The sequence below is a fragment of the Xanthomonas sp. DAR 34887 genome (assembly GCF_041245805.1).
Lineage (GTDB): Bacteria > Pseudomonadota > Gammaproteobacteria > Xanthomonadales > Xanthomonadaceae > Xanthomonas_A > Xanthomonas_A tesorieronis.
Genome location: NZ_CP162490.1, coordinates 2,196,634 through 2,220,113 on the forward strand (window position 1 = coordinate 2,196,634; position 23,480 = coordinate 2,220,113).

The 23,480-nt window shown below is 69.9% G+C and carries 22 protein-coding genes and 1 tRNA gene; 13 read left to right on the plus strand and 10 right to left on the minus strand.

Features of this window, described 5'->3' with window-relative positions:
• Positions 1–7 precede the first annotated feature (7 nt).
• From AB3X08_RS09335 to AB3X08_RS09345, 3 genes are all read left to right on the plus strand, one after another.
• A tRNA-Phe gene (locus AB3X08_RS09335) sits at positions 8–83 on the plus strand.
• Between the two features lie 327 nt (positions 84–410).
• Entirely contained in the window at positions 411–713 is a 303-nt protein-coding gene (locus AB3X08_RS09340) for a hypothetical protein (RefSeq protein WP_369937808.1), read from the plus strand.
• 296 nt (positions 714–1,009) lie between these two features.
• Positions 1,010–1,552 (plus strand): lipocalin family protein, encoded by a 543-nt coding sequence (locus AB3X08_RS09345; RefSeq protein ID WP_369937809.1) that lies wholly within the window; start codon positions 1,010–1,012, stop codon positions 1,550–1,552.
• A gap of 34 nt (positions 1,553–1,586) precedes the next feature.
• Here AB3X08_RS09345 and AB3X08_RS09350 read toward each other — a convergent pair whose 3' ends face one another.
• The 3 genes from AB3X08_RS09350 to queG are packed head-to-tail and all read right to left on the minus strand — an operon-like array spanning position 1,587 to position 4,514.
• Positions 1,587–1,982, minus strand: a complete 396-nt coding sequence (locus AB3X08_RS09350) for a hypothetical protein (protein WP_369937811.1) — start codon at positions 1,980–1,982, stop codon at positions 1,587–1,589.
• A gap of 46 nt (positions 1,983–2,028) precedes the next feature.
• Positions 2,029–3,360: an exodeoxyribonuclease VII large subunit gene (gene xseA / locus AB3X08_RS09355; RefSeq protein WP_369937812.1), complete on the minus strand. Its 1,332-nt coding sequence runs from the start codon at positions 3,358–3,360 to the stop codon at positions 2,029–2,031.
• A 26-nt stretch (positions 3,361–3,386) separates the two neighbouring features.
• Positions 3,387–4,514 (minus strand): tRNA epoxyqueuosine(34) reductase QueG, encoded by a 1,128-nt coding sequence (queG, locus tag AB3X08_RS09360; protein WP_369937813.1) that lies wholly within the window; start codon positions 4,512–4,514, stop codon positions 3,387–3,389.
• Positions 4,515–4,537: 23 nt separating this feature from the next.
• On the opposite strand from queG, the gene AB3X08_RS09365 reads away from it, so the two are divergent.
• The 6 genes from AB3X08_RS09365 (at position 4,538) to AB3X08_RS09390 (ending at position 12,132) form a co-directional block, all read left to right on the plus strand.
• Entirely contained in the window at positions 4,538–6,022 is a 1,485-nt protein-coding gene (locus AB3X08_RS09365; RefSeq protein WP_369937815.1) for an NAD(P)H-hydrate dehydratase, read from the plus strand.
• A complete protein-coding gene (gene tsaE, locus AB3X08_RS09370; RefSeq protein WP_369937816.1) occupies positions 6,019–6,498 on the plus strand; it encodes a tRNA (adenosine(37)-N6)-threonylcarbamoyltransferase complex ATPase subunit type 1 TsaE in 480 nt (159 codons plus the stop codon). The genes AB3X08_RS09365 and tsaE overlap by 4 nt, the downstream gene beginning before the upstream one ends.
• Before the next feature lie 81 nt (positions 6,499–6,579).
• On the plus strand, positions 6,580–8,208 hold the full coding sequence (locus tag AB3X08_RS09375; protein ID WP_369937817.1) for an N-acetylmuramoyl-L-alanine amidase: 1,629 nt from the start codon (positions 6,580–6,582) through the stop codon (positions 8,206–8,208).
• A gap of 147 nt (positions 8,209–8,355) precedes the next feature.
• Positions 8,356–10,221, plus strand: coding sequence for a DNA mismatch repair endonuclease MutL (mutL, locus tag AB3X08_RS09380; RefSeq protein WP_369937818.1), 1,866 nt, complete (start codon positions 8,356–8,358; stop codon positions 10,219–10,221).
• Complete coding sequence (locus AB3X08_RS09385; protein ID WP_369937820.1) at positions 10,221–11,150, plus strand: DUF1684 domain-containing protein; 930 nt, start codon at positions 10,221–10,223, stop codon at positions 11,148–11,150. The genes mutL and AB3X08_RS09385 overlap by 1 nt, the downstream gene beginning before the upstream one ends.
• Before the next feature lie 16 nt (positions 11,151–11,166).
• Positions 11,167–12,132, plus strand: coding sequence for a TraB/GumN family protein (locus AB3X08_RS09390; protein WP_369937822.1), 966 nt, complete (start codon positions 11,167–11,169; stop codon positions 12,130–12,132).
• A gap of 206 nt (positions 12,133–12,338) precedes the next feature.
• Here the strand turns inward: AB3X08_RS09390 and AB3X08_RS09395 are convergent, their stop codons facing one another.
• From AB3X08_RS09395 to gluQRS, 4 genes are all read right to left on the minus strand, one after another.
• Positions 12,339–12,971 carry a VOC family protein gene (locus AB3X08_RS09395; RefSeq protein ID WP_369937824.1) on the minus strand — a complete coding sequence of 211 codons (633 nt, stop codon included), beginning with the start codon at positions 12,969–12,971 and terminating at the stop codon, positions 12,339–12,341.
• 196 nt (positions 12,972–13,167) lie between these two features.
• Entirely contained in the window at positions 13,168–13,683 is a 516-nt protein-coding gene (gene phaR, locus AB3X08_RS09400) for a polyhydroxyalkanoate synthesis repressor PhaR (protein WP_369937827.1), read from the minus strand.
• A gap of 204 nt (positions 13,684–13,887) precedes the next feature.
• The gene (gene phbB, locus AB3X08_RS09405) at positions 13,888–14,628 is read right to left on the minus strand and encodes an acetoacetyl-CoA reductase (protein ID WP_184410257.1); all 741 of its coding nucleotides are present in this window, start codon (positions 14,626–14,628) and stop codon (positions 13,888–13,890) included.
• Between the two features lie 56 nt (positions 14,629–14,684).
• Positions 14,685–15,593, minus strand: coding sequence for a tRNA glutamyl-Q(34) synthetase GluQRS (gene gluQRS, locus AB3X08_RS09410; RefSeq protein ID WP_369937829.1), 909 nt, complete (start codon positions 15,591–15,593; stop codon positions 14,685–14,687).
• A gap of 103 nt (positions 15,594–15,696) precedes the next feature.
• Here gluQRS and htpX point away from each other — a divergent pair, with 103 nt between their 5' ends.
• The gene (gene htpX, locus AB3X08_RS09415) at positions 15,697–16,581 is read left to right on the plus strand and encodes a protease HtpX (protein ID WP_369937830.1); all 885 of its coding nucleotides are present in this window, start codon (positions 15,697–15,699) and stop codon (positions 16,579–16,581) included.
• 188 nt (positions 16,582–16,769) lie between these two features.
• Here the strand turns inward: htpX and AB3X08_RS09420 are convergent, their stop codons facing one another.
• The 3 genes from AB3X08_RS09420 to AB3X08_RS09430 all read right to left on the minus strand — a co-directional run bounded on the left by AB3X08_RS09420 (position 16,770) and on the right by AB3X08_RS09430 (position 20,783).
• Positions 16,770–18,842 carry an EAL domain-containing protein gene (locus tag AB3X08_RS09420; protein WP_369937831.1) on the minus strand — a complete coding sequence of 691 codons (2,073 nt, stop codon included), beginning with the start codon at positions 18,840–18,842 and terminating at the stop codon, positions 16,770–16,772.
• 202 nt (positions 18,843–19,044) lie between these two features.
• Positions 19,045–20,241 carry an NAD(P)/FAD-dependent oxidoreductase gene (locus AB3X08_RS09425; RefSeq protein WP_369937833.1) on the minus strand — a complete coding sequence of 399 codons (1,197 nt, stop codon included), beginning with the start codon at positions 20,239–20,241 and terminating at the stop codon, positions 19,045–19,047.
• The gene (locus tag AB3X08_RS09430; protein ID WP_369937834.1) at positions 20,238–20,783 is read right to left on the minus strand and encodes a YaeQ family protein; all 546 of its coding nucleotides are present in this window, start codon (positions 20,781–20,783) and stop codon (positions 20,238–20,240) included. Before AB3X08_RS09430 ends, AB3X08_RS09425 begins: the two co-directional genes overlap by 4 nt.
• 42 nt (positions 20,784–20,825) lie before the next feature.
• Here AB3X08_RS09430 and AB3X08_RS09435 point away from each other — a divergent pair, with 42 nt between their 5' ends.
• The 3 genes from AB3X08_RS09435 to AB3X08_RS09445 all read left to right on the plus strand — a co-directional run bounded on the left by AB3X08_RS09435 (position 20,826) and on the right by AB3X08_RS09445 (position 23,434).
• Positions 20,826–21,731 (plus strand): pseudouridine synthase, encoded by a 906-nt coding sequence (locus AB3X08_RS09435; protein WP_369937836.1) that lies wholly within the window; start codon positions 20,826–20,828, stop codon positions 21,729–21,731.
• Between the two features lie 570 nt (positions 21,732–22,301).
• Positions 22,302–22,511, plus strand: a complete 210-nt coding sequence (locus AB3X08_RS09440; RefSeq protein ID WP_033483465.1) for a cold-shock protein — start codon at positions 22,302–22,304, stop codon at positions 22,509–22,511.
• Positions 22,512–22,738: 227 nt separating this feature from the next.
• Entirely contained in the window at positions 22,739–23,434 is a 696-nt protein-coding gene (locus tag AB3X08_RS09445) for a glutathione S-transferase family protein (RefSeq protein WP_369937838.1), read from the plus strand.
• Positions 23,435–23,480 lie beyond the last annotated feature (46 nt).

The window sequence follows — 23,480 nt, forward strand, 5'->3', positions numbered from 1 at the left end:
GCGCAGTGGCCGAGTAGCTCAGTTGGTAGAGCAGGGGATTGAAAATCCCCGTGTCGGCGGTTCGATTCCGTCCTCGGCCACCATTCCATGAAAGGCCTGCAGAAATGCAGGCCTTTTTCTTTGCGTCGCCATTTCCATGGCGCGATGACGTGCGTACCGTCGGGGAGGTCGCGCCTAACGGTAGCCCTCATTTACGCGCTACCAGGCGCCCGCCGCAGTCCGGGCAAGCGCGCGCAGTGTGTGCCGACTTCCGCATTTAAGCTGGCGTATTCATGCTATCGCCAGTACGGCGGAGTACGTTTACCCACGTAGACAAGAGCGGTAATTCTCAGGTTTGCCGTGATGTGGCGCTCAACTATGCGGGACCGATGTCGTAATCATTGGCACATGGTTGATCTGGGAGCGGGCCAATGCACAAGGGATTGACACGGCGTTGTGTGCTGGCCTTGGCGCTGGCGGTGGCCGGCAGCGCCGGCGCCGCGCCGGCATCCGACAAGCTGGATGCCTCCTATCAGCGCGGCCACGGTCCAGGTGCGCCGTACATCGAGCAGGTCGGCTCCGAGTGCGTGATGGTCAACGTGTACCTCGAGCAGCGCGACGGTGTCGCCCAGCAAGTCGTCTTGCGCGAGCCGGTGGAGTGCAGCGGTGGCGATCAGGGCCAGGACCTCGCCGTGGCCGACCTTTCGCCTCAGCGCGTCGGCACGGTGCGCTAGAGGCTTGCCTTCCAGGCAGTGTCCTTGCATCGGTTGCTGCCTGTTTCGCCAGGTGCAGCGCACCGGGGGCGCCGTGTTGAACGCTGCGCGCGCTTCGCGCGGCCCGCGTCATTGGTGAATTATCGGGCCTTGCCCAAACGCTGGCTTTCGCCGCGACGCGGGCCATTGGCGGTGGTGTGGCCGTGATCCCGCCGCAATGGCGGTTCGGCACAGGCCTGCGCGAACGCTGCGCTTTACATCGCCGCACCGCTCCTGCATAAGGCTGGTCTTCTCTCTTTTTTTGCAGGGCGGCTTGCATGCGTCTTCCGTCGATCGCGATGCTGTTCGCATGCCTGCTGTGCCTGGCGTCGCCGACATGGGCCGCGCGACCGGTGACGTCGGTCGCCGAGTTCGATCTCGGCCGCTATGCCGGGCAGTGGCACGAAATCGCGCACCTGCCGGTGTCGTTCCAGAAGAAATGCGTCGCCGACATCACGGCCGCCTACGTATTGCGCGACGATGGGCTGATTGGCGTGCGCAACGCCTGCCGTACCGGCAAGGGCGACGTGCTGGCCGCCGAGGGCGTGGCGCGGCGGGTGCCGGGCCATCCCGGACGGCTGCAGGTCCGGTTCGCGCCGGATTGGCTGGCCTGGGTGCCGCTGGTCTGGGCCGACTATTGGGTGATCGCGCTGGATCCGGACTATCAGTGGGTGCTGATCGGCGAGCCGGATCGCAAGTATCTGTGGGTGCTGTCGCGTTCGCCGCAGATGCCGCGCGCGCTGTTCGAGCAGATCAAGGCCAAGGCAGTGGCGATGGGCTACGACCTGGATCCGTTGTTGGTCGTCGCGCCGCTGGATTGAGCGGCCTGCCGGTCGGCGCGCAAGAGCGGCGCCGCTAGCCGGCGAAGCAGGCGCGGGCCGCATCCAGCAGCCGCGCGCTGTCGCCGTCCCGCAGCACCTGCAGGGGCGTGCGTCCACCGAGCTGTGCATGGCTGCCGTTGAGCCACTGCGTCAGCGCGGCGCGGTCGCCACCGCAGCCGTTGTAGGCGATGCAGATCGTCTCGCCGACATCGAGCAGGTGCTCGTTGCGTAACGTCGCCAAGATGGCCGCATCGCGCGCCAGCCAGTCGAGCACGCGTTGCGCGTCCTCTGCGGAGCCGTAGCTGGCGCCGTCGATCAGGGAGAGCGTGTCGGCCGAGCGCGATAGCCGGCTGGCCTTGTCGCTTTCGGCGCGACGCATGCCTTGCAGTACCGCCTTGATGCGTTGTTCGTTTGAGGCTGGCTGCGACATGAAATGCACTGACGATGAGTAGCGGTCGCCACCAGGTGTACCGCAGTCATTCTGTACGCAGCGTCACTTCGCCGTCGGCAAGCCGCGCGCGCAGGCGGTCGCCCGGCGCGATCTGCGCGGCCGAACGCACCAGTGTGCCGTCGTCGACCCGGGTCAGGATCGCGTAACCGCGCGTCACCGTGGCCAATGGGCTGACCGTCTCCAGCGCGCGGGCGAGTGCGCGCAGGCGTTGCGCGTCCGCCTGCAGCTGCCGCGCCATCGCCGCCTGCGGGCGCCGGCCGAGCGCGAGCAGGCGCTCGCGCAGGGCGGCCAGGCGCCGTTGCGGCTGGGACGCGCGCAAGACCGCGGCGGCGTGGCGCAGGCGCGCGCCGCGGCGCTCTTGCTGCTGCCGCCACAGCGCCAGCAGGCGGCGCGCGACATCCTGCTGGCGGCGCTTCAACAGTTGCAGCTGCGCCTGCGGACTTTGCGCCTGCAGCCGCAGCAAGGCGCGATCGGCGCGCTGCATCGCCTGGCGCAGGCGGTGCTGCTGCCACTGCAGCAGCCGCGCATGCTGACCGCGCAGGCGTGCGGCGAGGTCGCGCTGGTCGGGGGCGAGCAGTTCCGCGGCGACCGACGGCGTCGGCGCGCGCAGGTCGGCGGCGAAGTCGGCCAGGGTCACGTCGGTCTCGTGGCCGACCGCCGACACCACCGGCGTGGCCGCGGCGGCGATCGCCCGCGCCAGGCGTTCGTCGTTGAACGCCCACAGGTCTTCCAGCGAGCCGCCTCCGCGGGTCAGCAGGATCGCGTCGTAGCGGCCGCTGGCATCGGCGCGCTGCAGCAGCGAGGTCAGTTGCGCGGCGGCGCTGTCGCCCTGTACCAGGCTCGGCAGGATGTCCACCTGCAGCAGCGGCAGGCGCCGGCCGAGCACGCTCAGCACGTCGCGCACCGCCGCGCCGCTGGGCGAGGTGATCACCGCCAGGCGGCGCACGAAGGCGGGCAGGGCGCGCTTGCGCTCGCTGGCGAACAGGCCCTCGGCGGCGAGCCTGGCCTTGAGTTCCTCGAACGCGCGGCGCAGTGCGCCTTCGCCGGCTTCCTCCAGGTGATCCAATACCAGTTGGTAGTCGCCGCGCGCCTCGTACAGGGTCAGTCGGCCGCGCGCGAGCACGCGCAGCCCTTCGCGCGGAACGAACTTCAGCCATTGGCTCTTCGGCTTGAACATCGCGCAACGCACCTGCGCGCGCGCATCCTTCAAGGTGAAGTACAGATGGCCGGACGAAGGCCGGGTGACGTTGCCCAGCTCGCCTTCCACCCAGGCCAGCGGGAACGCGCTCTCCAGCAGGTCGCGCGCCAGCGTGTTGAGCTGGCTGGGGCTGAGGATCTGGTCGTCGCGATCGGGCATGCGGGTGCTGCGTGGTGGCTGGGCGCCTATCCTCGCACGTCGCCGTGAGCGGCCGGTTGCGGCGCTGCGCGCTCGTCCGCGGACGCCCGGACTGCATGCTGGGCCAGCGCCCACTGCACGTGGTCGCGTACCAGCGGCGAGGCATGCTGTTCGCGCGCGCCGAGCGCGGCCAGCACCTGCGGCGTGGTCGGCGCGTTGCCCAGCGCCACCGCCAGGTTGCGCAGCCAGCGCTCGTGGCCGCTGCGGCGGATCGCGCTGCCTTCGGTACGGCGCAGGAACTCGTCTTCGTCCCAGGCGAACAGCTGGGCGAGCGTGGCCCGGTCCAGATCGTTGCGCGCGCGGAAATCGGGTTCGTCGCTGCGCTTGGCGAACTTGTTCCAGGGGCACACAAGCTGGCAATCGTCGCAACCGAAGATGCGGTTGCCGATCGCCGGGCGCAGCTCCTCGGGAATCGCGCCGTCGTGCTCGATGGTCAGATAGGCGATGCAGCGGCGCGCATCCAGCCGGTACGGGGCGACGATGGCCTGGGTCGGGCACACGTCGATGCAGCGCGTGCAGGTGCCGCAGTGCGCGCTGGCCGGCGGATCGATCGGTAGCGGCAGGTCGACGTAGATTTCGCCGAGAAAGAACCAGGAGCCGCCGTTGCGGTCGATCAGGCAGGTGTGCTTGCCGATCCAGCCCAGGCCAGCGTCGCGCGCCAGGGCACGTTCCAGCACCGGCGCCGAATCGACGAAGACGCGATGGCCGAACGCGCCGATCTCGGCCTGGATGCGCTCGGCCAGTTTCTGCAGGCGGTTGCGCATCAGCTTGTGGTAGTCGCGGCCCAGCGCGTAACGGGCGACGTAGGCGCGCTCGCCGTCGTGCAGCGTGTCCCAGGCCGAATCGTCGTCGTTGCGCCCGTAGTCCAGGCCGACCGAGATCACCCGCAACGTGCCCGGAATCAATTCGGCCGGCCGCGCGCGCTTGTCCCCATGCTGCGCCATCCACTGCATCGTGCCGTACAGGCCCTGCGCCAGCCAGTCGCGCAGGTGCACTTCGTCCTGTTGCAGCTCGATCCCGGCGATGCCGCAGCGCTGGAAGCCGAACTCGCGCGCCAACGTACGGATGCGCGCGGCAACGGTGGGGGGATCGGCGGGGGCGACGCTGCTGGACATGGCGCAAGTATAGAATCCCGCGCATGTCCGACTCGTTCGATCTCTACGATACCGCCGCCGCGCGGCGCATCGATGCGCAGGCCACGGCCTTGCTCGGCGGCGACGGCTACACGCTGATGCAGCGTGCCGGCCAGGCCGCCTGGCAGGCGTTGCTGCAGCATTGGCCGCAGGCGCAGCGCATCCTGGTGGCGTGCGGCACCGGCAACAACGGCGGCGATGGGTATGTGCTGGCGCGGCTCGCGCATTGCGCCGGACGCCGCGTGCGCGTGCTGCATCTGCCTGGGCGCGGCCCGCAATCGGCGTTGGCGCAACGCGCCTGCACCGACTACATCGGTGTCGGCGGCCGGATCGAGGTGTTCGATGCGGCGCTGGGCCCGGCCGACGTGGTCGTCGACGCGTTGCTCGGCATCGGCCTCAATCGCGCGCCCGACGCCGAACTGGCCGCGCTGCTCGGCGCGCTTTCCGGACTCGGTGCGCCGGTCCTGGCGCTGGACGTGCCCAGTGGCGTGGATGCCGAGCACGGCACCGTGCCGGGCGCGGTGTTGTCGGCGACGCGGACCGTGCAGTTCATCGTCGCCCATGCCGGATTGCATACCGGGGCGGCGCTGAACCATGTCGGCGATGCCGCGCTGGCGACACTGGACGTGCCGGCCGCCGCATTCGACGGCTGTGCGGTGCAGGCGCAGGCCTGGACGGGCACTGCCCTAGCCGCACGCCTGGCGCCGCGCAGGCGCGACAGCCACAAGGGCGATTCCGGGCACGTCCTGTGTCTCGGCGGCAACCTCGGCAGCGGTGGCGCGGTCATGCTCGCTGCCGAATCTGCGTTGCGCAGCGGCGCCGGCCTGGTCAGCGTGGCGACCCGCGATGCGCATGTCGCGCCGTTGCTGGCGCGTTGTCCGGAGGCGATGACGCATGCGGTCGAGGATGCCGACGCGCTGGCGCCGCTGCTGCGCAAGGCGAGCGTCCTCGCGCTGGGTCCCGGACTGGGCCAGGACGCATGGGCGCAGGCGCTGTGGCAGCGGGCGTTGGCGGCCGAATTGCCGGCGGTGATCGACGCCGATGCGTTGAACCTGCTGGCACAGGCGCCGCGCGCATTGCCGGACGCGGTGCTGACGCCGCATCCGGGCGAGGCCGGGCGGCTGCTCGGCCTCGCCACCGCCGATGTGCAGCGCGACCGCTTCGCCGCCGCCGCGGCGCTGGCCGAGCGTTACCAGGCGGTGGTGGTGTTGAAGGGCGCCGGCAGCATCGTCGCTGCGCCGGGGCGGATCCCGCGCGTCATCGCCGCCGGCAATCCGGGCATGGCGGTGGGCGGGATGGGCGATCTGCTGACCGGCGTGATCGCGGCGCTGCGTGCGCAAGGCCTGGCCGGCTTCGAAGCGGCCAGCGTCGGCGCGTTGTTGCATGCGGCCGCCGGCGATCGTGCCGCCGCCGCCGGCCAGCGCGGCCTGCTGCCCTCCGACCTGCTGCCGGCGCTGCGCCACCTGGCCAATCCGGAAGCGAACCGATGATGCGACTTCACCTGCAAGACAGCGACGCCACCGAACGCCTCGGCCAGGTCCTGGCCGCCACGCGCCCGGCGCAGGCGATGGTGCATCTGCGCGGCGATCTCGGCGCCGGCAAGTCGACCCTGGCGCGGGCGTTGCTGCGCGCGCTGGGCGTGCAGGGCGCGATCCGCAGTCCGACCTATACCTTGGTCGAGCGCTATCCGTTGGCCGAAGGCGAGGCCTGGCATCTGGACCTGTATCGCATCGGTGCCGCCGGCGAGTTGGATTTCCTGGGATTGGACGAGGCCTCGGTGACCCTGTGGCTGGTGGAATGGCCGGAACGCGGCGGCGACGTGCTGCCACCGGCCGACTTGGTCGTGGCCCTGGCGCTGCACGACGAGGGACGCGCCGTGCAGCTGCAGGCCAACACCGCGGTCGGCGTGGCCTGGTTGTCGCGGATGGCCGACCGGGACGACTTGCGGGGTTTTTCTGCCGGCTGACACTAGGAAGTGCAGGCAGGTTATGGATTATTAAGGGAAAACCGCTTGTGTTTATGTGCGCGGGATGCTTGAATCGCCTTCATGCGCCTGGGGACCCGTTTTTTCGCCTGTTCCGCCATCGCCGCAGGCTGGTGCCTAGCGGCGCAATCGGCGTTTGCAGGCCAGGTCCAGGCGGTTTCGCTCGGTAACGGCGCCACCGGCACCCGTGCCGAAATCCGGCTGCAGGGCAGCGGCGGCTTCACCACGCTGACCCTGGCCAACCCCAACCGATTGGTCGTCGATCTTCCCGAATCCTCTGCCGCGCAGGGCCTGAAGCTGCCTGCGGGCAACGGTGTGGTCACGGCCGTGCGCACCGGTCACCCGGTCCCCGGTACCTTGCGCATCGTGTTCGACCTGAGCAGCCCGGTGGTGGCGTTCAAGCCGCAGATGCAGACCGTGGCCGGCAGTTCGGTGCTGGTAATCGAGTGGCCGGGCGATGCGCCGTCGGCCAAACCGCTGGCCAATGCCGGCAATGGTGCGGCGTCGCCCACGCCGACGCCCTCCGCGGCGCCGGCCGCGGTGGCGGTCGAACCCAAGCCGGCACCCGATCCGCGGCTGGAAGCGGCGCGCGCGACGGCGGCGCTGACCTCGTCGGTGCTGCAACGCGCAGCGCCGCCGCCGGCACCGGCTCCGGTCCAGCAGACAGCGACCACGACCGCGACGGGCCGTCCAGGCATCGTGCCCGCGCCGGCCGCAGCACCCGCCAGCGCCGTTGCCTCGATGGCGCCGACCGCATCCGCCTCTGCATCGGTTAGCGCTGCCGTGCCGGCGCAGCAAGGCGCTGTCGCGGCCGCGCCGACGTCCGAGCGGCCCGACGCGGCCAGCGACGACGATGTGGCCGTCGCCGCCGCTGCCGAGGCGCGCCCGGTGATGCCGAGCGCATCGTCGCGGGTGACGATGAAGCCGGGCATGCGCCCGTTGATCGTGGCCATCGATCCCGGCCATGGCGGCCAGGATCCCGGCGCGATGGGGCCGACCGGCAAGCGCGAGAAGGACGTGACCCTGGCGATCGGCCGTGAGCTGGCGCGGCAGATCAACGCCACGCCGGGCATGAAGGCCTACATGACCCGCGATACCGACGTGTTCATCCCGCTGCCGATGCGCGCGCAGAAGGCGCGCGCGGCCAAGGCCGACATCTTCATCTCGATCCACGCCGACGCGGCCGAAAACCGCAGCGCGACCGGCTCCTCGGTCTATGTGCTGTCGACCAAGGGCGCGTCCTCGCAGCGCGCGCGCTGGCTGGCGGACAAGGAAAACGCGGCCGACCTGGTCGGCGGCGTGCGCCTGCAGAAGACCGACAGCACCTTGGCCAGCGTGTTGCTGGACCTGGCGCAGAGCGGCCACATGAAGGCCTCCGAGGACGCGGCCGGCCACGTGTTGGGCGGGCTCAAGCGGATCGGCAACAACCACAAGCCGGAGATCGAGCGCGCCAACTTCGCGGTGCTGCGCACCTCGGACATGCCGGCGATGCTGGTCGAGACCGCTTTCATCTCCAATCCGGACGAAGAGCGCCGGCTGACCGATCCCGGCTACCAGCGGCGCCTGGCCGGCGCGGTGCTGGACGGGGTCAATACGTTCTTCACCCGCCAGCCGCCGCCGGGCACGCTGTTCGCCGCGCGCGCGCAGGCCGAGGCGGAAGCGGCCAGCACCGTAGCCGGCGGCGGCCGCTGAGGCGCTCGGCTATCATCGCCGGCTGATCCTGATGGCGGCGTCCGCGCCGTAAGCCGTGCCGATGTCCCGTAACCGTTTCTGTTCTCTCGTTTCCGAGCCCGGCGCGATCGCGCGTCGGCCGCGTCGCGCGTGCGCGCAGGGGCCGGCATGAGCATTCGCCAATTGCCCGAGATCCTGATCAACCAGATCGCCGCGGGCGAAGTGGTCGAGCGTCCGGCCTCGGTGGTCAAGGAATTGGTCGAGAACGCGCTGGATGCCGGCGCGCATCGCGTGGACATCGACCTGGAAGAGGGCGGCGTGCGCCTGATCCGGATCCGCGACGATGGCGGCGGCATTGCGCCCGAGGAACTGCCGTTGGCGGTGTCGCGGCACGCGACCAGCAAGATCGCCTCGCTCGACGACCTGGAATCGGTCGGCACGCTCGGCTTCCGCGGCGAAGCGCTGCCGTCGATCGCCTCGGTCAGCCGCTTCACCCTGGCCTCGCGCCGCGCCGGCGACGAGCACGGCGCCGCGCTGCAGGTCGATGGCGGCAAGGTCGGACAGGTGCAGCCGCGCGCGCAGGCGCCGGGCACTACCGTCGAGGTGCGCGAGCTGTTCTACAACGTGCCGGCGCGGCGCAAGTTCCTGCGCGCCGAGCGCACCGAGCTCGGCCATATCGAGGAATGGCTGCGTTCGTTGGCGCTGGCGCGCCCGGACGTGGAGCTGCGCGTGTCGCACAACGGCAAGCCGTCGCGGCGCTACAAGCCGGGCGACCTGTATTCGGACGCACGGCTGGGCGAGACCCTGGGCGAGGACTTCGCGCGGCAGGCGCTGCGCGTGGACCACAGCGGCGCTGGGCTGCGCCTGCACGGCTGGATCGCGCAGCCGCACTATTCGCGCGCCAGCGCCGACCAGCAGTACCTGTACGTCAACGGCCGCTCGGTGCGCGACCGCAGCGTCGCGCATGCGGTGAAGATGGCCTATGGCGACGTGCTGTTCCATGGCCGGCAGCCGGCCTATGTGCTGTTTCTGGAGTTGGAGCCGTCGCGGGTCGACGTCAACGTGCATCCGGCAAAGCACGAAGTGCGCTTCCGCGATGCGCGGCTGATCCACGATTTCGTCTATCGCACGCTGCAGGGCGCACTGGCGCAGACCCGCGCCGGCAGCACGCCGATCGCGGGCGATGCGGCGCAGGCGGCGCCGCTGGCGTATGCCGGCGGCGCGTTGCCGATGTCCGGCAACCCGAGCGGCGGCGGTTCCGGCGGCCAGGGCTACGGCGCGCAGTGGCGACCGGCGCAGTCGCCGCTGGGCCTGCGCGTCAACGAGGCGCCGGCCGCCTACGCCGCGCTGTACGCCGCGCCGGCGGGCGCCGCAGATGCAACGGCGGGCATGCCGTTGCAGGCTCAGGATGCGGCCGGCGGGCTGCCGGAAACGTCCCCCGACAGCGGCGTGCCGCCGCTGGGCTATGCGATCGCGCAGCTGCACGGCATCTACATCCTGGCCGAGAACGCCGAAGGCCTGATCGTGGTGGACATGCACGCCGCGCACGAGCGCATCGGCTACGAGCGGCTGAAGCACGCGCACGACGGCATCGGCCTGCATGCGCAGCCGTTGCTGGTGCCGATCACGCTGGCAGTGGGCGAGCGCGACGCCGACACCGCCGAACGCGAGGCGGAAACGCTGGCCGCGCTCGGTTTCGAGATCACCCGCAGCGGCCCGCAATCGCTGCACGTGCGCAGCATTCCGGCGTTGCTGGCCCAGGCCGAGCCGGAAGCCTTGCTGCGCGACGTGCTGACCGACTTGCGCGAACACGGCCACAGCCGCCGCGTCGCCGGCGCGCGCGACGAGCTGCTGTCGACGATGGCCTGCCACGGCGCGGTGCGCGCCAACCGGCGCCTCACCGTGCCGGAAATGAACGCGCTGCTGCGCGACATGGAGGCCACCGAGCGCTCCGGGCAGTGCAATCATGGACGCCCGACCTGGGCGCGTTTCACGCTGGGCGAGATCGATCGTTGGTTCTTACGGGGGCGCTGATGGCCAAGTGGGGAAGGGCGGCGGCGCTGCTGGCAGCGCTGCTCGCGTTGGGCGCGTGCGGCAAGCAGGCACCGGTGCCGGCCGCGCCGGCGGTCGCCGACAAGGCGTTCCTGGCCGACCAGCAGCGCTGGCGCGAGCAGCGCAAACAGGAACTGCAGGCCGCCGACGGCTGGACCAGCCTGGTCGGCCTGCACTGGCTGGAACTGAAGGAGCACTACATCGGCAGCGGCCCCGGCAGCGGCATCCGCCTGGCGGTCGGACCGGCGCGGATGGCGCTGGTGTCGCGGGTAGGCGCGCAGGTGTTCCTGACCCCGGAACCCGGCGCAGCGCTGAGCATGGACGGCAAGCCGCTGCAGCGACGCACGCGCCTGTACAGCGACCACGACGCGACGCCGAGCGTGATCGACTTCGAAGACGGCAAAGGCAAGCTGAGTTTGATCGAGCGCGGCGGCCGCTATGCGCTGCGGGTCAAGCATGCCGATGCGCCGACCCGGCTCGGCTTCGCCGGGCTGAGCTACTGGCCGGCGGCCGAATCCTGGCGCATCCGCGGCCGTTTCGTCCCCAACGCGCCGGGCAAGACCCTGCCCATCGTCGACATCATCGGCGTCACCACCGAGTCGCCCAATGCCGGTGCGCTGGAATTCGAGCGCGACGGCAAGCGCTTCCGTCTGGAAGCGATCGGCGAGCCCGGGCGCCCGCTGTTCGTGGTATTCGCCGACCGCACCAGCGGCCGCGGCAGCTATCCGGCCGGACGTTTCCTGGACGTGCCGGCGCCCGACGCCGACGGCAGCGTGGTGCTGGATTTCAACCGCGCCTACAACCCGCCGTGCGCGTTCACCCCGTTCGCGACCTGTCCGCTGCCGCCGCCGGAGAACCGGCTGGACCTGGCGGTGGAAGCCGGCGAGAAGACCTACGCCGCCGCACACTGAACCGAGAGCCCCGACGATGCCGATCCCGCGCCTGCTGCGCTGCCTGCTGTTGTGCCTGACCCTGTTCGCCGCCGTGCCGGCACCGGCGCGAACGCCACCTGCGGCGGCAACGCCCAGCGCGACGCCCGCCCCGCCGACGCCGCTGCTGTGGAAAGTCAGCGGGCCGCGCGGCGCGCTGTACCTGCTCGGTTCGTTCCATCTGCTCAAGCCGGACGACTATCCGCTGGCGCACGAGGTGGACGCGGCCTATGCCGCGTCGCCGCGGCTGCTGTTCGAACTGTCGCCGCAGGACGTGGAATCGCCGCAGCTGGGCGCGCAGATGCTGCAGGCGGCGCAGCGCCAGGACGGCAAGCGCCTGCAGGACGATCTGGACGCGGCCACCTGGCAACGCCTGCGCCGCCACGCCGCTGGCCACGGCCTGCCGCTGGAGCAGATGGGCGGCTTCGAGCCCTGGTTCGTCGGCCTGAGCATCAGCATCGCCCAGATGAAGGCGCAGGGGCTGCAGGCCGATGCCGGCCTGGATCGGCACTTCATGGACATGGCGGTGCAGGCCGGCAAGACGGTCGAGGGCCTGGAAACCGCGCAGGCGCAGATCGCGATGCTCGACGGCATGGAGCCGGTCGAGCAGCGGCAGATGCTGATCGAAGCGCTGGACGATGCCGAACAGGGCGCGGCGCAGACCCAGCGCCTGCACGATGCCTGGCGCCGCGGCGACGAGCGCCTGCTGTGGCAGGACATGGGCATGGAGATGAAGCGCGACTACCCGCGGCTGTACCAGCGCATCAACGTCGAGCGCAACCAGGCCTGGGTGCCGCGGCTGGAACAGCGCCTGCGCGACGGCCAGGGCGACACCCTGGTGGTGGTCGGCGCCCTGCATCTGCTCGGCCCCGACGGCGTGGTCGAGGCCTTGCGCGCGCGCGGCTACAAGGTCGAGCGGATCTGTGCCGGTTGCCGCGCGTCGCAAGCGCCGCGCGGGCGTTGAGCCGATGCGGCCAGGCTAGGGCCTGTCATCAATCCCAAGCAGATCGCGCCACTCCTGCGCGGGCACGCAGGCAAGAAGCGCGAGCATGCGCGGAGGATGCCCCGGCCGGCCGGGGCGATGACCTGGCGCCAGGGGCGCGCAAGCGTGGCCCTGTGGGTTGGGCCTGACAAACCCAACGCGATCTACTCGGGAATCGATGACACGCCCTAGGCGTACTCGACGAACGCGAACACATTGCCGTCCGGGTCGCGCACATGCAGGGTGATCCCGCCCCAGGCTTGCCGGGTCGGGCCCTGCGGCATGTCCACGGCGCGCGCCTGGTATTCGGCGAACAGTGCCTTGATGTTGCCCACCTCGATCGTGGCGAGGATCAGCCCGCACTCGCTAGCGGCGAGTGCGGCGAAGTTCGGCCGTGGCACCAGGCGCAGGTGCAGGCAGGCAAGGTCGCGGCTGACCGCGCCGTAGAACGCGGGATTGCCGTGCAGGAAATCGATGGCGAAGCCCAATTGGTCGCGGTAGAACGCGGCGGAGGCGGCGACGTCGCGCACGAACAGGATGGGGATGGCGGGCCGTGCCGCGACCGCGCCCGCCGCCGGTCGTGGCGTCTTCGGCGCGTCGGCCGCCGCTGCCTTGAGCGCAGGCCAGTCCGCATAGCCGGCCTCGACGGCGACGATTTCCTGGGCCACGGCGAGCGGCATCGGCAGGTCCAGTGCCTGGCGATCGGTCAGGTCGCGATAGCGCGGCAACAGACGTAGCTTGCCGCCGACGGAATAGTTGCCGTCGCGGTGCCAGCGCAGCAATTGCTTGGCGCGCTTACGGTAGGTGTCGAGGGTGGTCATCGGGGCGTTCCGGCTGAGAGGTGTCAGCGGGTGGGCCTGGCCCTTTCGGCGTATCGCCGATGCATCCCGATCAAGCGCGCCGAGTTTGGCGTCGGCAGCGAACGGCTGTCAAGCAGGCCTGCGTGGGCGGCGTCGCAGCCGAAGATGGTGTGGGCGGGCCAGATCGTCCCGCCCACAGCCTGCGGCGTGGCGCGGCTCAGCGCGCCCGCGACTTCGGTGCGGCGCCGGCGGCCGGCGGCTCGCTCGGCTTGGTACCGCCGGCGGCGGGGCGGCCGAAACCGGCGCCCAGGTTGCGCTGGAACTCCTGCCACAGCTCCATGTTGCGCTCGGTCAGCTGGTTCATCATGGTCCACGGGGTCTGCCCGAGCAGATTGCCCATCTGCTGGCGGAACTGCTGCTGCTGGTCGAGGAACACCTGCATGCTGCGCTCCAGGTAGTTGCCCATGAAGCCCTGCAGCGAATCGCCGTAGAAACGGATGATCTGGCTGAGCAGCTGGGTGGACAGCATCGGTTCGCCGTCCTGCTCCTGGTCGGCGATGATCTGCAGCAATACCGCGCGGCTGAGGTCTTCGCCGGTCTTGGCGTCGCGGACCTCGAATTCTTCGCCGTCGATGATCAGCTGGCGGACGTCTTCGATCGTGATGTAACTGGAAATCTCGGTGTCGTAGAGGCGGCGATTGGGGTACTTCTTGATGATGCGGATCTCAGCCATGAAGCGTTCGCTCTTGACGGTAGGCGCGCAGCATGGCGCAGCGCAGCAGGGCTTGCAACCGCCAAAAGCCACGGAACTCGGGCCCGAGGGCAAAAAAAATGCTGCGCAGCACGGACGCGAAGCGCGCCGTGCCTGCCGCAGCATTTTCGGTAGCGTTACCTCGATCGTGCCGCCCATACGCCTGAGCGGTTCAGTCGCCGGTCGCTACCAACCCATGTGGTGGCCGCCGTTGATGTCCAGGTTGGAGCCGGTGATCCAGCCCGCCTCTTCGGCGACCAGGAACGCGACCGCGTAGGCGATCTCTTCGGGCTTGCCCAGGCGTCCGGTGGGGATGTCGGCGATGATCTTGGCGCGCACCTCTTCCGGTACCGACATCACCATGTCGGTGGCCACATAGCCCGGCGACACCGTGTTGACGGTGATGCCGTAGCCGGCGTTCTCGCGCGCCAGGGAAATGGTGAAGCCGTGCATGCCGGCCTTGGCCGCGGCGTAGTTGGCCTGGCCGTACTGGCCCTTCAGCCCGTTGATCGAACTGATCTGGATGACCCGGCCCCAGCGCTGCCGGCGCATGGCTTCGATCACCGGGCGGGTGACGTTGAACACCGAGTTGAGGTTGGTGTTGATGACCTCGTGCCATTGCTCGGCGGTCATCTTGTGGAAGGTGGTGTCGCGGGTGATGCCGGCGTTGTTGATCAGCACCTCGATCGGACCGAGCTGCCGCTCCACCTCCTGCACCAGCGCCTGTGCGTGGTCGGGCGAGGCGACGTCGCCGGCGACGATGGCGATCTCGTGGCCGCGTTCGCGCATGCGCTGCTGCCAGGCGTGCGCCTTGGCCGCGTCGCGGTAGTTGCTGGCAACGCGGTGGCCCTGTGCGGCCAGCCGCTCGCAGATGGCGGTGCCGATGCCGCCGGTACCGCCGGTGACCAGCGCAACGCGTGATGTCATGGATTCGCTCCGGATGGGGAAGAGGAGAGGGCCGCGCCGCAGCCGAAACCCCGATTCTAGTCAGCCTTGGCGTCGCTGGGGATATCGGTTGCGTGCGCCAGCGTCCGATCCTGTGCCGGCAGCCGCGCCGGCTCGAATGCGCGCAGCGCCGCGGCCAGCAGTGCCGCCACCGAACCGGCGCCCGCCAGCGCCGCCGGGGCTTGCCCCAGCAGGGTCCAGGCCAGGCGCAGCGCGGGCAGCGGATCGGCGTCGTCCAGCGGCGTCGCCGCATGCGACTTGGACAGCTTGCGGCCGTCGTCGCCGAGCAGCAGCGGCAGGTGCAGGTAATTGGGCGTCGGCAGGCCCAGTGCGCGCTGCAGCAGGATCTGCCGCGGCGTCGAATCGAGCAGGTCGGCGCCGCGGACCACGTCGCTGATGCCTTGCGCGGCATCGTCGACCACCACCGCCAACTGGTAGGCCCAGCAGCCGTCGGCGCGCAGCAGCACGAAATCGCCGACCTCGGCATGCACGTCCTGTTCGACATCGCCGCGTACGCCGTCGCGAAACCCGACCGTGCTGCCCGCGGCCACGCGCAGGCGCAGCGCCGGCTGCGGCCGCGCCTGCGCGGCCACGCAGCGGTGGTGCACGCCGCCTTGCGCGGCCAGTTCGCTGCGGCTGCAACTGCAGGCGAACGCCCGGCCGCTGTGCAGCAGGCGCTGCGCGGCGGCCCGGTAGATGTCGCCGCGCTCGCTCTGGCGCAGAACCGGGCCATCGGCTTCCAGCCCGCACGCGCGCAGGCTGGCGAGCTGGCGTTCGGCCGCGCCGGGCACGCTGCGCCGCCGGTCCACGTCCTCGATGCGCAGCAACCACTCGCCGCCGGCGTGGCGCGCCAGCAGCCAGCTGCCGAAGGCGGCGAGCAGCGAGCCCAGGTGCAGCGGGCCGGTGGGCGAGGGCGCAAAACGGCCGCGGTAGGGAGACGAAGACATGGGCAAGCTGAATCGTCGGTCAGGTACGCGCTTGAATTCAAGCTGTACGCGCCGCAGATTCGCATCAGCCCTTCATTCTTCCTGGTGCGGAGTCCACGCCTACATGTTCAATCGAATCGCCCTGTTCCTCATCACCAATCTGGCGGTGCTGGTGCTGGCCGGCATTGTCATGTCCGTGTTCGGGATCAATCCCAACCAGATGGGCGGCCTGCTGGTGATGGCCGCGATCTTCGGTTTCGGCGGCTCGCTGGTGTCGCTGCTGCTGTCCAAGTTCATGGCCAAGCGCGCCACCGGTGCGCAGGTGATCGCCGAGCCGCGCAACCACACCGAGCGCTGGCTGCTGGAAACGGTGCGGCGGCAGGCGCAGGTCGCCGGCATCGGCATGCCCGAGGTCGCGGTCTACGACGGTCCGGAGATCAACGCCTTCGCCACCGGCGCCAACCGCAACAACGCGCTCGTCGCGGTGTCCACCGGCCTGCTGCAGAACATGACCGAAGACGAAGCCGAAGCGGTGCTCGCCCATGAGATCAGCCACGTCGCCAACGGCGACATGGTGACGATGGCGCTGCTGCAGGGCGTGCTGAACACCTTCGTGATCGTGCTGGCGCGGGTGGTCGGTGGGGTCGTGGACAGCTACCTGTCCGGCAATCGCGATGGCCGCCGCGGTCTGGCCTACTACGCCATCGTGATGGTGCTGGAACTGGTGTTCGGCCTGTTCGCGACGATGATCGCGATGTGGTTCTCCCGCTACCGCGAATTCCGCGCCGATGCCGGCGGCGCCAGCCTGGCCGGGCGCAACAAGATGATCGCGGCGCTGCAGCGCCTGGAACTCAACCACGGCCAGAGCACCCTGCCGTCGCAGGTGCAGGCGTTCGGCATCGCCGGCGGCCTGGGCCAGGGCCTGCGCAAGCTGTTCATGAGCCACCCGCCGCTGTCCGAGCGCATCGCCACGCTGCGCGCCTCGCACAGCAATGCGACGGTGAGCTGAGGCAGGGAGCGGGCTGTCACGCTCTCGGATGGCGCTTCGGTGGACTTGAGCCATCGACTGCACCTGACAGTCGGCTCGGGCAACGCCAGGCAGGTCACCCTGCCTGGCGTTTGTTTTTGCAGGATCGTGTGGGACGGTCTGGCCGCTGCCGTTGCGAATCCCCAATCCCGAATCCCCACTCCCGGCCGTCAAGCAAAATCGAAGTTCATCCCCGGCCCCGCCAGGCCCACGAATTCGCCCTGCACGTAGTCCACGCCGGCGCTGAACAGCAGGCTCATCGAGGTGGCGTCGGCGACGAACTCGGCGATGCTGCGGATCCCGGCCGACTGCGCGCGCTCGGTGATCTCGCGGATCTTTTCCTGGTGCTCGCGGGTCTGCGCCAGGTCCTGGGTGAAGCCGCGATCCAGTTTCAGGAACGAAGGCTGGAAGTGCGCCAGCAACTGGAACGAATCCAGGCCCGAGCCGAACTGCTCCAGGCCGACCTTGCAGCCCAATGCCGTGGCATCGGCCAGGAACTGCTGGGCGTTGCGCAGGTGAGTGAACACCTTGGCTTCCGGCGTCTGCAGCCACAGCCGCTCGCCGGGCACGCCGTGCGCGACCAGTTCGCGGCGGATCAGCTCCACCATCTGCTGGTCGGCGAAGGCGTCCGGGCTGATCTTGACCAGCAGGCTGGTGGCATGGCCGGCGCGCTGGCGCTCGCCGATCACCGCGATCGCGCGCGCCACCACCCAGCGGTCGATCTCGGCCATCAGCCCATGTTCGGTGGCGATGCCGAGGAACGTGGTCGGGCCGATGATCTCGTCGTTGCGCTCCAGGCGCAGGTAAGCCTCGTACAGTTCGTGCGGCTCGCCTTGCAGGTTCAGTACCGGCTGGTAATGCAGCAGGAAGCCGTTGCCGGCCAGCGCCTCGCGCAGTTGCTGCACCCAGCGCTGGATGCGTTCCTCCTCGACCCGGTCGGCCGCGCCGGGGTCGAAGATCTTGCAGGCGTTGCCGCCCAGTTCGATGGTGGCCTGCACGTTCTCGCTGGCGCGGGCCAGGACCTGGCCGACGGTGGCGATCTTCTCGCCGATCTGCACGCCGCCGATGCTGACGGTGACCGTGGCCGAGCGCTCGCCGACGCTGAACACATGCGCCGCGTAGGCGTTGAGCAGGCGCTCGGCCTGCGCCGAGGTGCGGGCGTAGTCGCCCTGCAGCAGCAGCGCGAAGTTGTGTTCGCCGAAGCGCGCCGCCTGCACGTCGCCGTCGATCGCCGCGGCCAGGTGCTGGGCCAGCGCCGCCACCAGCGCGTCGGCCGAGTCCAGGCCGATGTCGGCCAGCAGCCGCGCATAGTGGTCGGGTTCGACCAGCAGGAAGCCGTAGTGGCCGTCGCCGCGGCCGACCTGGGCCACCGCGTTCTCCAGTGCCAGCATGAAGGTGGGGCGGTTGAGCAGGCCGGTGACCTGATCGCGCTGGCGCAGGTCTTCGACTTCGCGCGCCAGTTCCGGATCGAACTCCTCGCGGCGGCGGAACACCACCTGCACGCAGGCCTCGCCTTCGTAGCTGGCGGTGGCGAATTCCATCGTCGCCGGGAAGCTCTCGCCCTCCAGGGTGCGCGCGTCGACCTGGTACTGCGCCGGCGGCGGTTCGCCCTTGCCCAGCGACTTCAGCAATTGCTTGAATTCCTCCACGTGCTGCGGCGCGACCATGTCCAGCAGCGAGACGCCTTCGACGTCGTCGAACGACTCGAAGCCGAACATCTCCAGGTAGGCGTCGTTGGCGCGGATGTGCATGCCTTCGTGGATGTAGGCGATCGGATCGCGCGAGGACGCGATCAGCGCATCGCAACGGCGCTCGGTCTCGCGCATCTGCGCCTCGATCCGGCGCAGGCCGCGGCGGGCGTGCAGGTCGGCCCAGGTGTTGCGCACCACCGACAGCAGGTGCTCGGGACGCTGGCGCAGCGCGATCGCGCGCGCGCCGCCGGCCACCGCCTCGACCCATTCGTTCTCGTCGATGCTGTCGGCGAGCAGGATCACCGGGATGTCCTTGCCGCTGGCGCCCACCCGCTGCAGCACCTGCGGCAGCGGGATGGCCTGCGAACGCGCGCTCAGCACCAGGTCGATCGGCTGCGCCGCGAGCATGGCGGCCAGTTCCTCTGCGTGCTGCGGCCGCGACGGCCGCACTGCGATACCGCTGTTGCGCAGGCTGCTGACGATCGCTTCGGCGTCTTCACCGCTGTCGTCGACGATCATCAGGCGCAGGGTGATGTCTTTGCCTGTTTGCATGAAGCCTCCCGGAGACGGGGTTTAATACACGATGCCCGCAGCGGCGTCCATGTGCGAGGGGCTGGGATTAGGGATTCGGGATTGGGGATTGGCTAAGGCGTGCTCCGCTCGTGCTGGTCGCCTCGGCTGATTCGCGACCATCCAGCCGTCACGAACCCGCCTTTGCCAATCCCCAATCCCCACTCTCCAATCCCGGCGGCGGTCACGCCGCCAAGCCAGCGGCGTGGCCCGAGGCCCAGGCCCACTGGAAGTTGTAGCCGCCCAGCCAGCCGGTCACGTCCAGCACCTCGCCGACGAAGTACAGGCCCGGCACCTGGCGCGATTCCATGGTCGCCGACGACACCTGGGCGGTGTCCACCCCGCCGAGGGTGACCTCCGCGGTGCGGTAGCCCTCGGTGCCGCTGGCCACCAGCGGCCAGGCGCCGAGCAGGGCGGCAGCGGCGCGCAGCTGCGGTTCGTCGAGCTGGCGTATCGGCTTGTCCGGCAGCCAGACCTCGCACAGGCGCTGCGCGAAGCGCCGCGGCAGGGCATCGCCCAGCACCGTGCGCAGCTCGGCGGCGCCGCGCAGGCGCTTGTGCTCGCGCAGCCACGCGGCCGCGTCCTGCCCGGGCAACAGGTCCAGGCGCAGGTCGTCGCCCGGCTGCCAGTACGAGGAGATCTGCAGGATCGCCGGGCCGCTGATGCCGCGGTGGGTGATCAGCATGAAGTTGCGGAAGCTGGCGCCATTGCAGCTGGCTTCCACCGGCAGCGCCAACCCCGACAGGTCCTGCAGGCGTTCCTGGTGCTTGCCGCTGAGGGTCAGCGGTACCAGCCCGGCGCGGGTCGGCAGCACCGCGTGGCCGAACTGGCGGGCCAGTTCGTAGCCGAAGCCGGTAGCGCCCAGGCTGGGAATGGACAGCCCGCCGCTGGCCACCACCAGCGAGGCGGCCTGCACCGGGCCGTCGTCGGTGGCGATGCGGAAGCCCTCGCTGCCGCGCTCCACGCCGCGCACTGCGCACTGGGTGCGGATGGTCACCCCGGCCGCGTCGCATTCGTCCACCAGCATGCGCACGATCTGCTTGGAGGAGATGTCGCAGAACAGCTGGCCCAGTTCCTTCTCGTGATAGGCGATGCCGTGGCGCTCGGCCATCTCGATGAAATCGGACGGGCGGTAGCGCGCCAGGGCCGACTTGCAGAAGTGCGGGTTGGCGGACAGGAAGTTGCCCGGACCGGTGCCGGTATTGGTGAAGTTGCAGCGCCCGCCGCCGGACATCAGGATCTTCTTGCCGACCTTGTTGGCGTGCTCGATCACGCGCACCCGGCGCCCGCGGCGGCCGGCGGTCAGCGCGCACATCAGCCCGGCGGCGCCGGCGCCGATGACCGCGACGTCGACCCGGATCGGCTCGGCGTGCGCGCTCATGCCGCGGCTTTGCGCACCGTCGGGGTGAAGGTGGCGCTGCCCTCGTCGCCGAGCAGCTGCACTTCGCCGTCCTGGATCACCACGTCGAAGCGCATGCTGCGCTGGATCAGCTCGGCCGCCGCGGCGACCGCTTCGGCCGGCAGGTCGATCACCTGCAACTGCTTGAGCTTGAGCAGGGCGGAGGCGTTCTTCTCCCACCAGATGTCGGCGGCGCGGCCGCCGTAATTGACCACCACCACGTCGCGGGCGCGGCCGCAGGCCTTGCGCACCCGCGATTCGTCGGGCTGGCCGACCTCGATCCACTGCTCGATCGCGCCGGTGTAGTCCATCCGCCACAGGTCCGGCTCGTCGTCGCTGCTCAGGCCCTTGCCGAACAGCAGCCGCTCCTCGGCGAACAGGGCGAAGGTCAGCAGCCGCGCCATCAGCCGCTGGTCGGTTTCGGAGGGGTGCTGGGCCAGGGTCAGCGAATGCGCCGCGTAGTAGCCGCGGTCCATGTCGGAAATCTGCAGCTCGGCCTTGCGGAGGGTGGCGGTGAGGGCCATGCGGCTACCGGGATCAAAGGGCGGCCATGATAATGCGTGGCGATGTCAGATCCCCGCCCACCGTCCGCACCGGCTCCGGCCGCGAGCCGCTGGCAGCTGCCGCCAGGACCTTGGCCGACGCTGCTGGACGGCTTGTGCGCGCGCTTCCCGCAGGTATCGCGGGCGCAGTGGCAGGATCGCTGCGCCCGCGGCCGCGTGCAGGACCTGCACGGGCGGCCGTTGCCGGCGTCGCTGCCGTACCGCGTCGGGCTGGACGTGCGCTATTTCCGCGAGGTCGCTGACGAGGCGCCGATCGCCGGGGTGGAGCGCATCGTCCATGCCGATGCGCACCTGGTGGTGGCCGACAAGCCGCACGGGCTGCCGGTGACCCCGTCCGGACGCTATGTGTGCGAGACTTTGCTGGCGCGGCTGGTGGCGCGGTTGGGCAATCCGGCACTGGTGCCGCTGCACCGGCTGGATCGCGCCACCGCCGGGCTGGTGCTGTTCTCGGCCGCGCCGGGCAGCCGCGCGGCCTACCAGGCGCTGTTTCGCGAGCGGCGCATCGCCAAGACCTACCAGGCGCTGGCCCCGGCCTTGCCGGGGCGGGCGTTTCCGCTGCTGCGCGCGAGTCGGCTGGTACGCGGCGAGCCGTTCTTCCGCATGGCCGAGGCCGACGGCGAGGCCAACAGCCTGACCCGGATCGCGGTGCTGGATGCGCCCGATGGACCGCTGTGGCGCTACGCGCTGGAGCCGGTGACGGGACGCAAGCACCAGTTGCGCGTGCACATGGCCGCGCTGGGCGCGCCGATCCTGGGCGACACGCTGTATCCGCAGCTGCGCGCGGAAGAGGAGGGCACCGCCACCGATGTGCTGCAGCTGTTGGCGTGCGGCCTGGCGTTCGCCGATCCGCTCAGCGGGCGGGCGCGCCGTTTTGCCAGCGCGCAGGCTTTGTCCTGGCCGTCGGCGTGACGGCTAGGGCAAGGTCGGCGAGGCGCTTCGCGCCGGACTCACCCCAGCGCCTCTCCCGGTGGGAGGGGGCTAGTGGCTGTTCCCTTCTACCCTCGGGACGATGGCCCCCTTTTCGGGGGAAGGTGCCCGCAGGGGCGGATGAGGGTACGGGGCCAGCCTGGTGCACCCAACTCCACGAGACGCTGCGCGACGTCCTTGCCCTCGGTCTCGAGTGTCCAAGGTGGATTACGGTTGGCACTGGCACGCTATTCAGTTGTCTGGGTAGCGAGGGCAGGGTGCCCAACTTGCGTAGAACGGCAGAGGTATCGACCGGGCTGGCACGAACTTTAGGGCTGGGTTCAGCATCTTTGTGGGCGATCTCGGTTTGTCTACACAAACTTGTCGCTTTTTGCGGACGACCCGCGTATGGTAGGCCCCACTGTGTTTGCTAGGGTCACCGTGAATCGTGGCCTGGTGCAGTTGATCTCGCGATCCGCTTCATCGTTCCGCTTTACCAACGCCTGCAACTCAGTCTCGGCCCCGATACCCGGTGGCTGCGATATTCTTCAATTAATGTTTCAGGAGTTAGTAATGAGCGAGCGTCAGGGCGGTACCGTGAAGTGGTTCAACGATGCCAAGGGCTTCGGCTTCATCACCCCGGAAAGCGGCCCGGACCTGTTCGTGCATTTCCGCGCGATCCAGGGCACCGGCTTCAAGTCGCTGCAGGAAGGCCAGAAGGTGACGTTCGTCGCCGTCCAGGGCCAGAAGGGCATGCAGGCTGACCAGGTGCAGGCCGTCTAATTTAGACGCCAGCTACCGCAAGGTTGCCAGAACGCCGAGAGCGCAAGCTCTCGGCGTTTTTATTTGTGCGTATGTGTAGCGACGGCGCCGTGTGCAGCCGCGCTCGCGTTGGCCGTCAGGCGCATCTGCCGCCGCGTCGGCACCCGGAGCTTGCGCGATCCTTCTAGTCGCGATCCCCATGCGGGCCCGGCTACCATGGCCGCCCCCGTCCCCTCGAAGCGTCGCCGATGATCACCGTCCACCACCTCAACCAGTCCCGTTCCCAGCGCGTGCTGTGGCTGCTGGAGGAACTGGCGCTGCCGTACCAGGTGGTCAAGTACCAGCGCGACAAGCAGACCATGCTGGCGCCGCCGGAACTGCGCGCGATCCATCCGCTCGGCAAATCGCCTGTACTGGTCGACGACGGCCACGTGCTGGCCGAATCCGGCGCGATCCTCGATTACCTGGTGGAGCGTTACGACACCGAACGCGCGCTGTCGCCGTCGCCGCAGCCGCTGGAGGCGCCCGAACGCCTGCGCTACCGCTACTGGATGCATTACGCAGAGGGCTCGGCGATGCCGCCGTTGCTGATGAGCCTGGTGTTCGGGCGCATTCGCTCGGCGAAGATGCCGTTCTTCGCGCGGCCGATCGCCCGCGCCATCGTCGACAAGGCGATGCACGGCTTCGTCGCTCCGCAATTGAAGCTGCACCTGGACTGGATGGAGCGCGAACTGGCGGCCACCGGCTGGTTCGCCGGCGACCGCTTCACCGCCGCCGACGTGCAGATGAGCTTCCCGGTACAGGCCGCGGCCGCGCGCGCCGGCTTGCAGGCCTATCCGAACCTGGCCGGCTTCGTGCAACGCATCGAGCAGCGTCCGGCCTACCAGCGCGCGTTGCAGCAGGGCGGGCCGTTCGAATTGCTCGGCAGCGGCAAGGCGGGCTAGGGCGGCTGCTTGGTCCAAGGGCGGATCGCGGCGCGCGGCGAGTGCG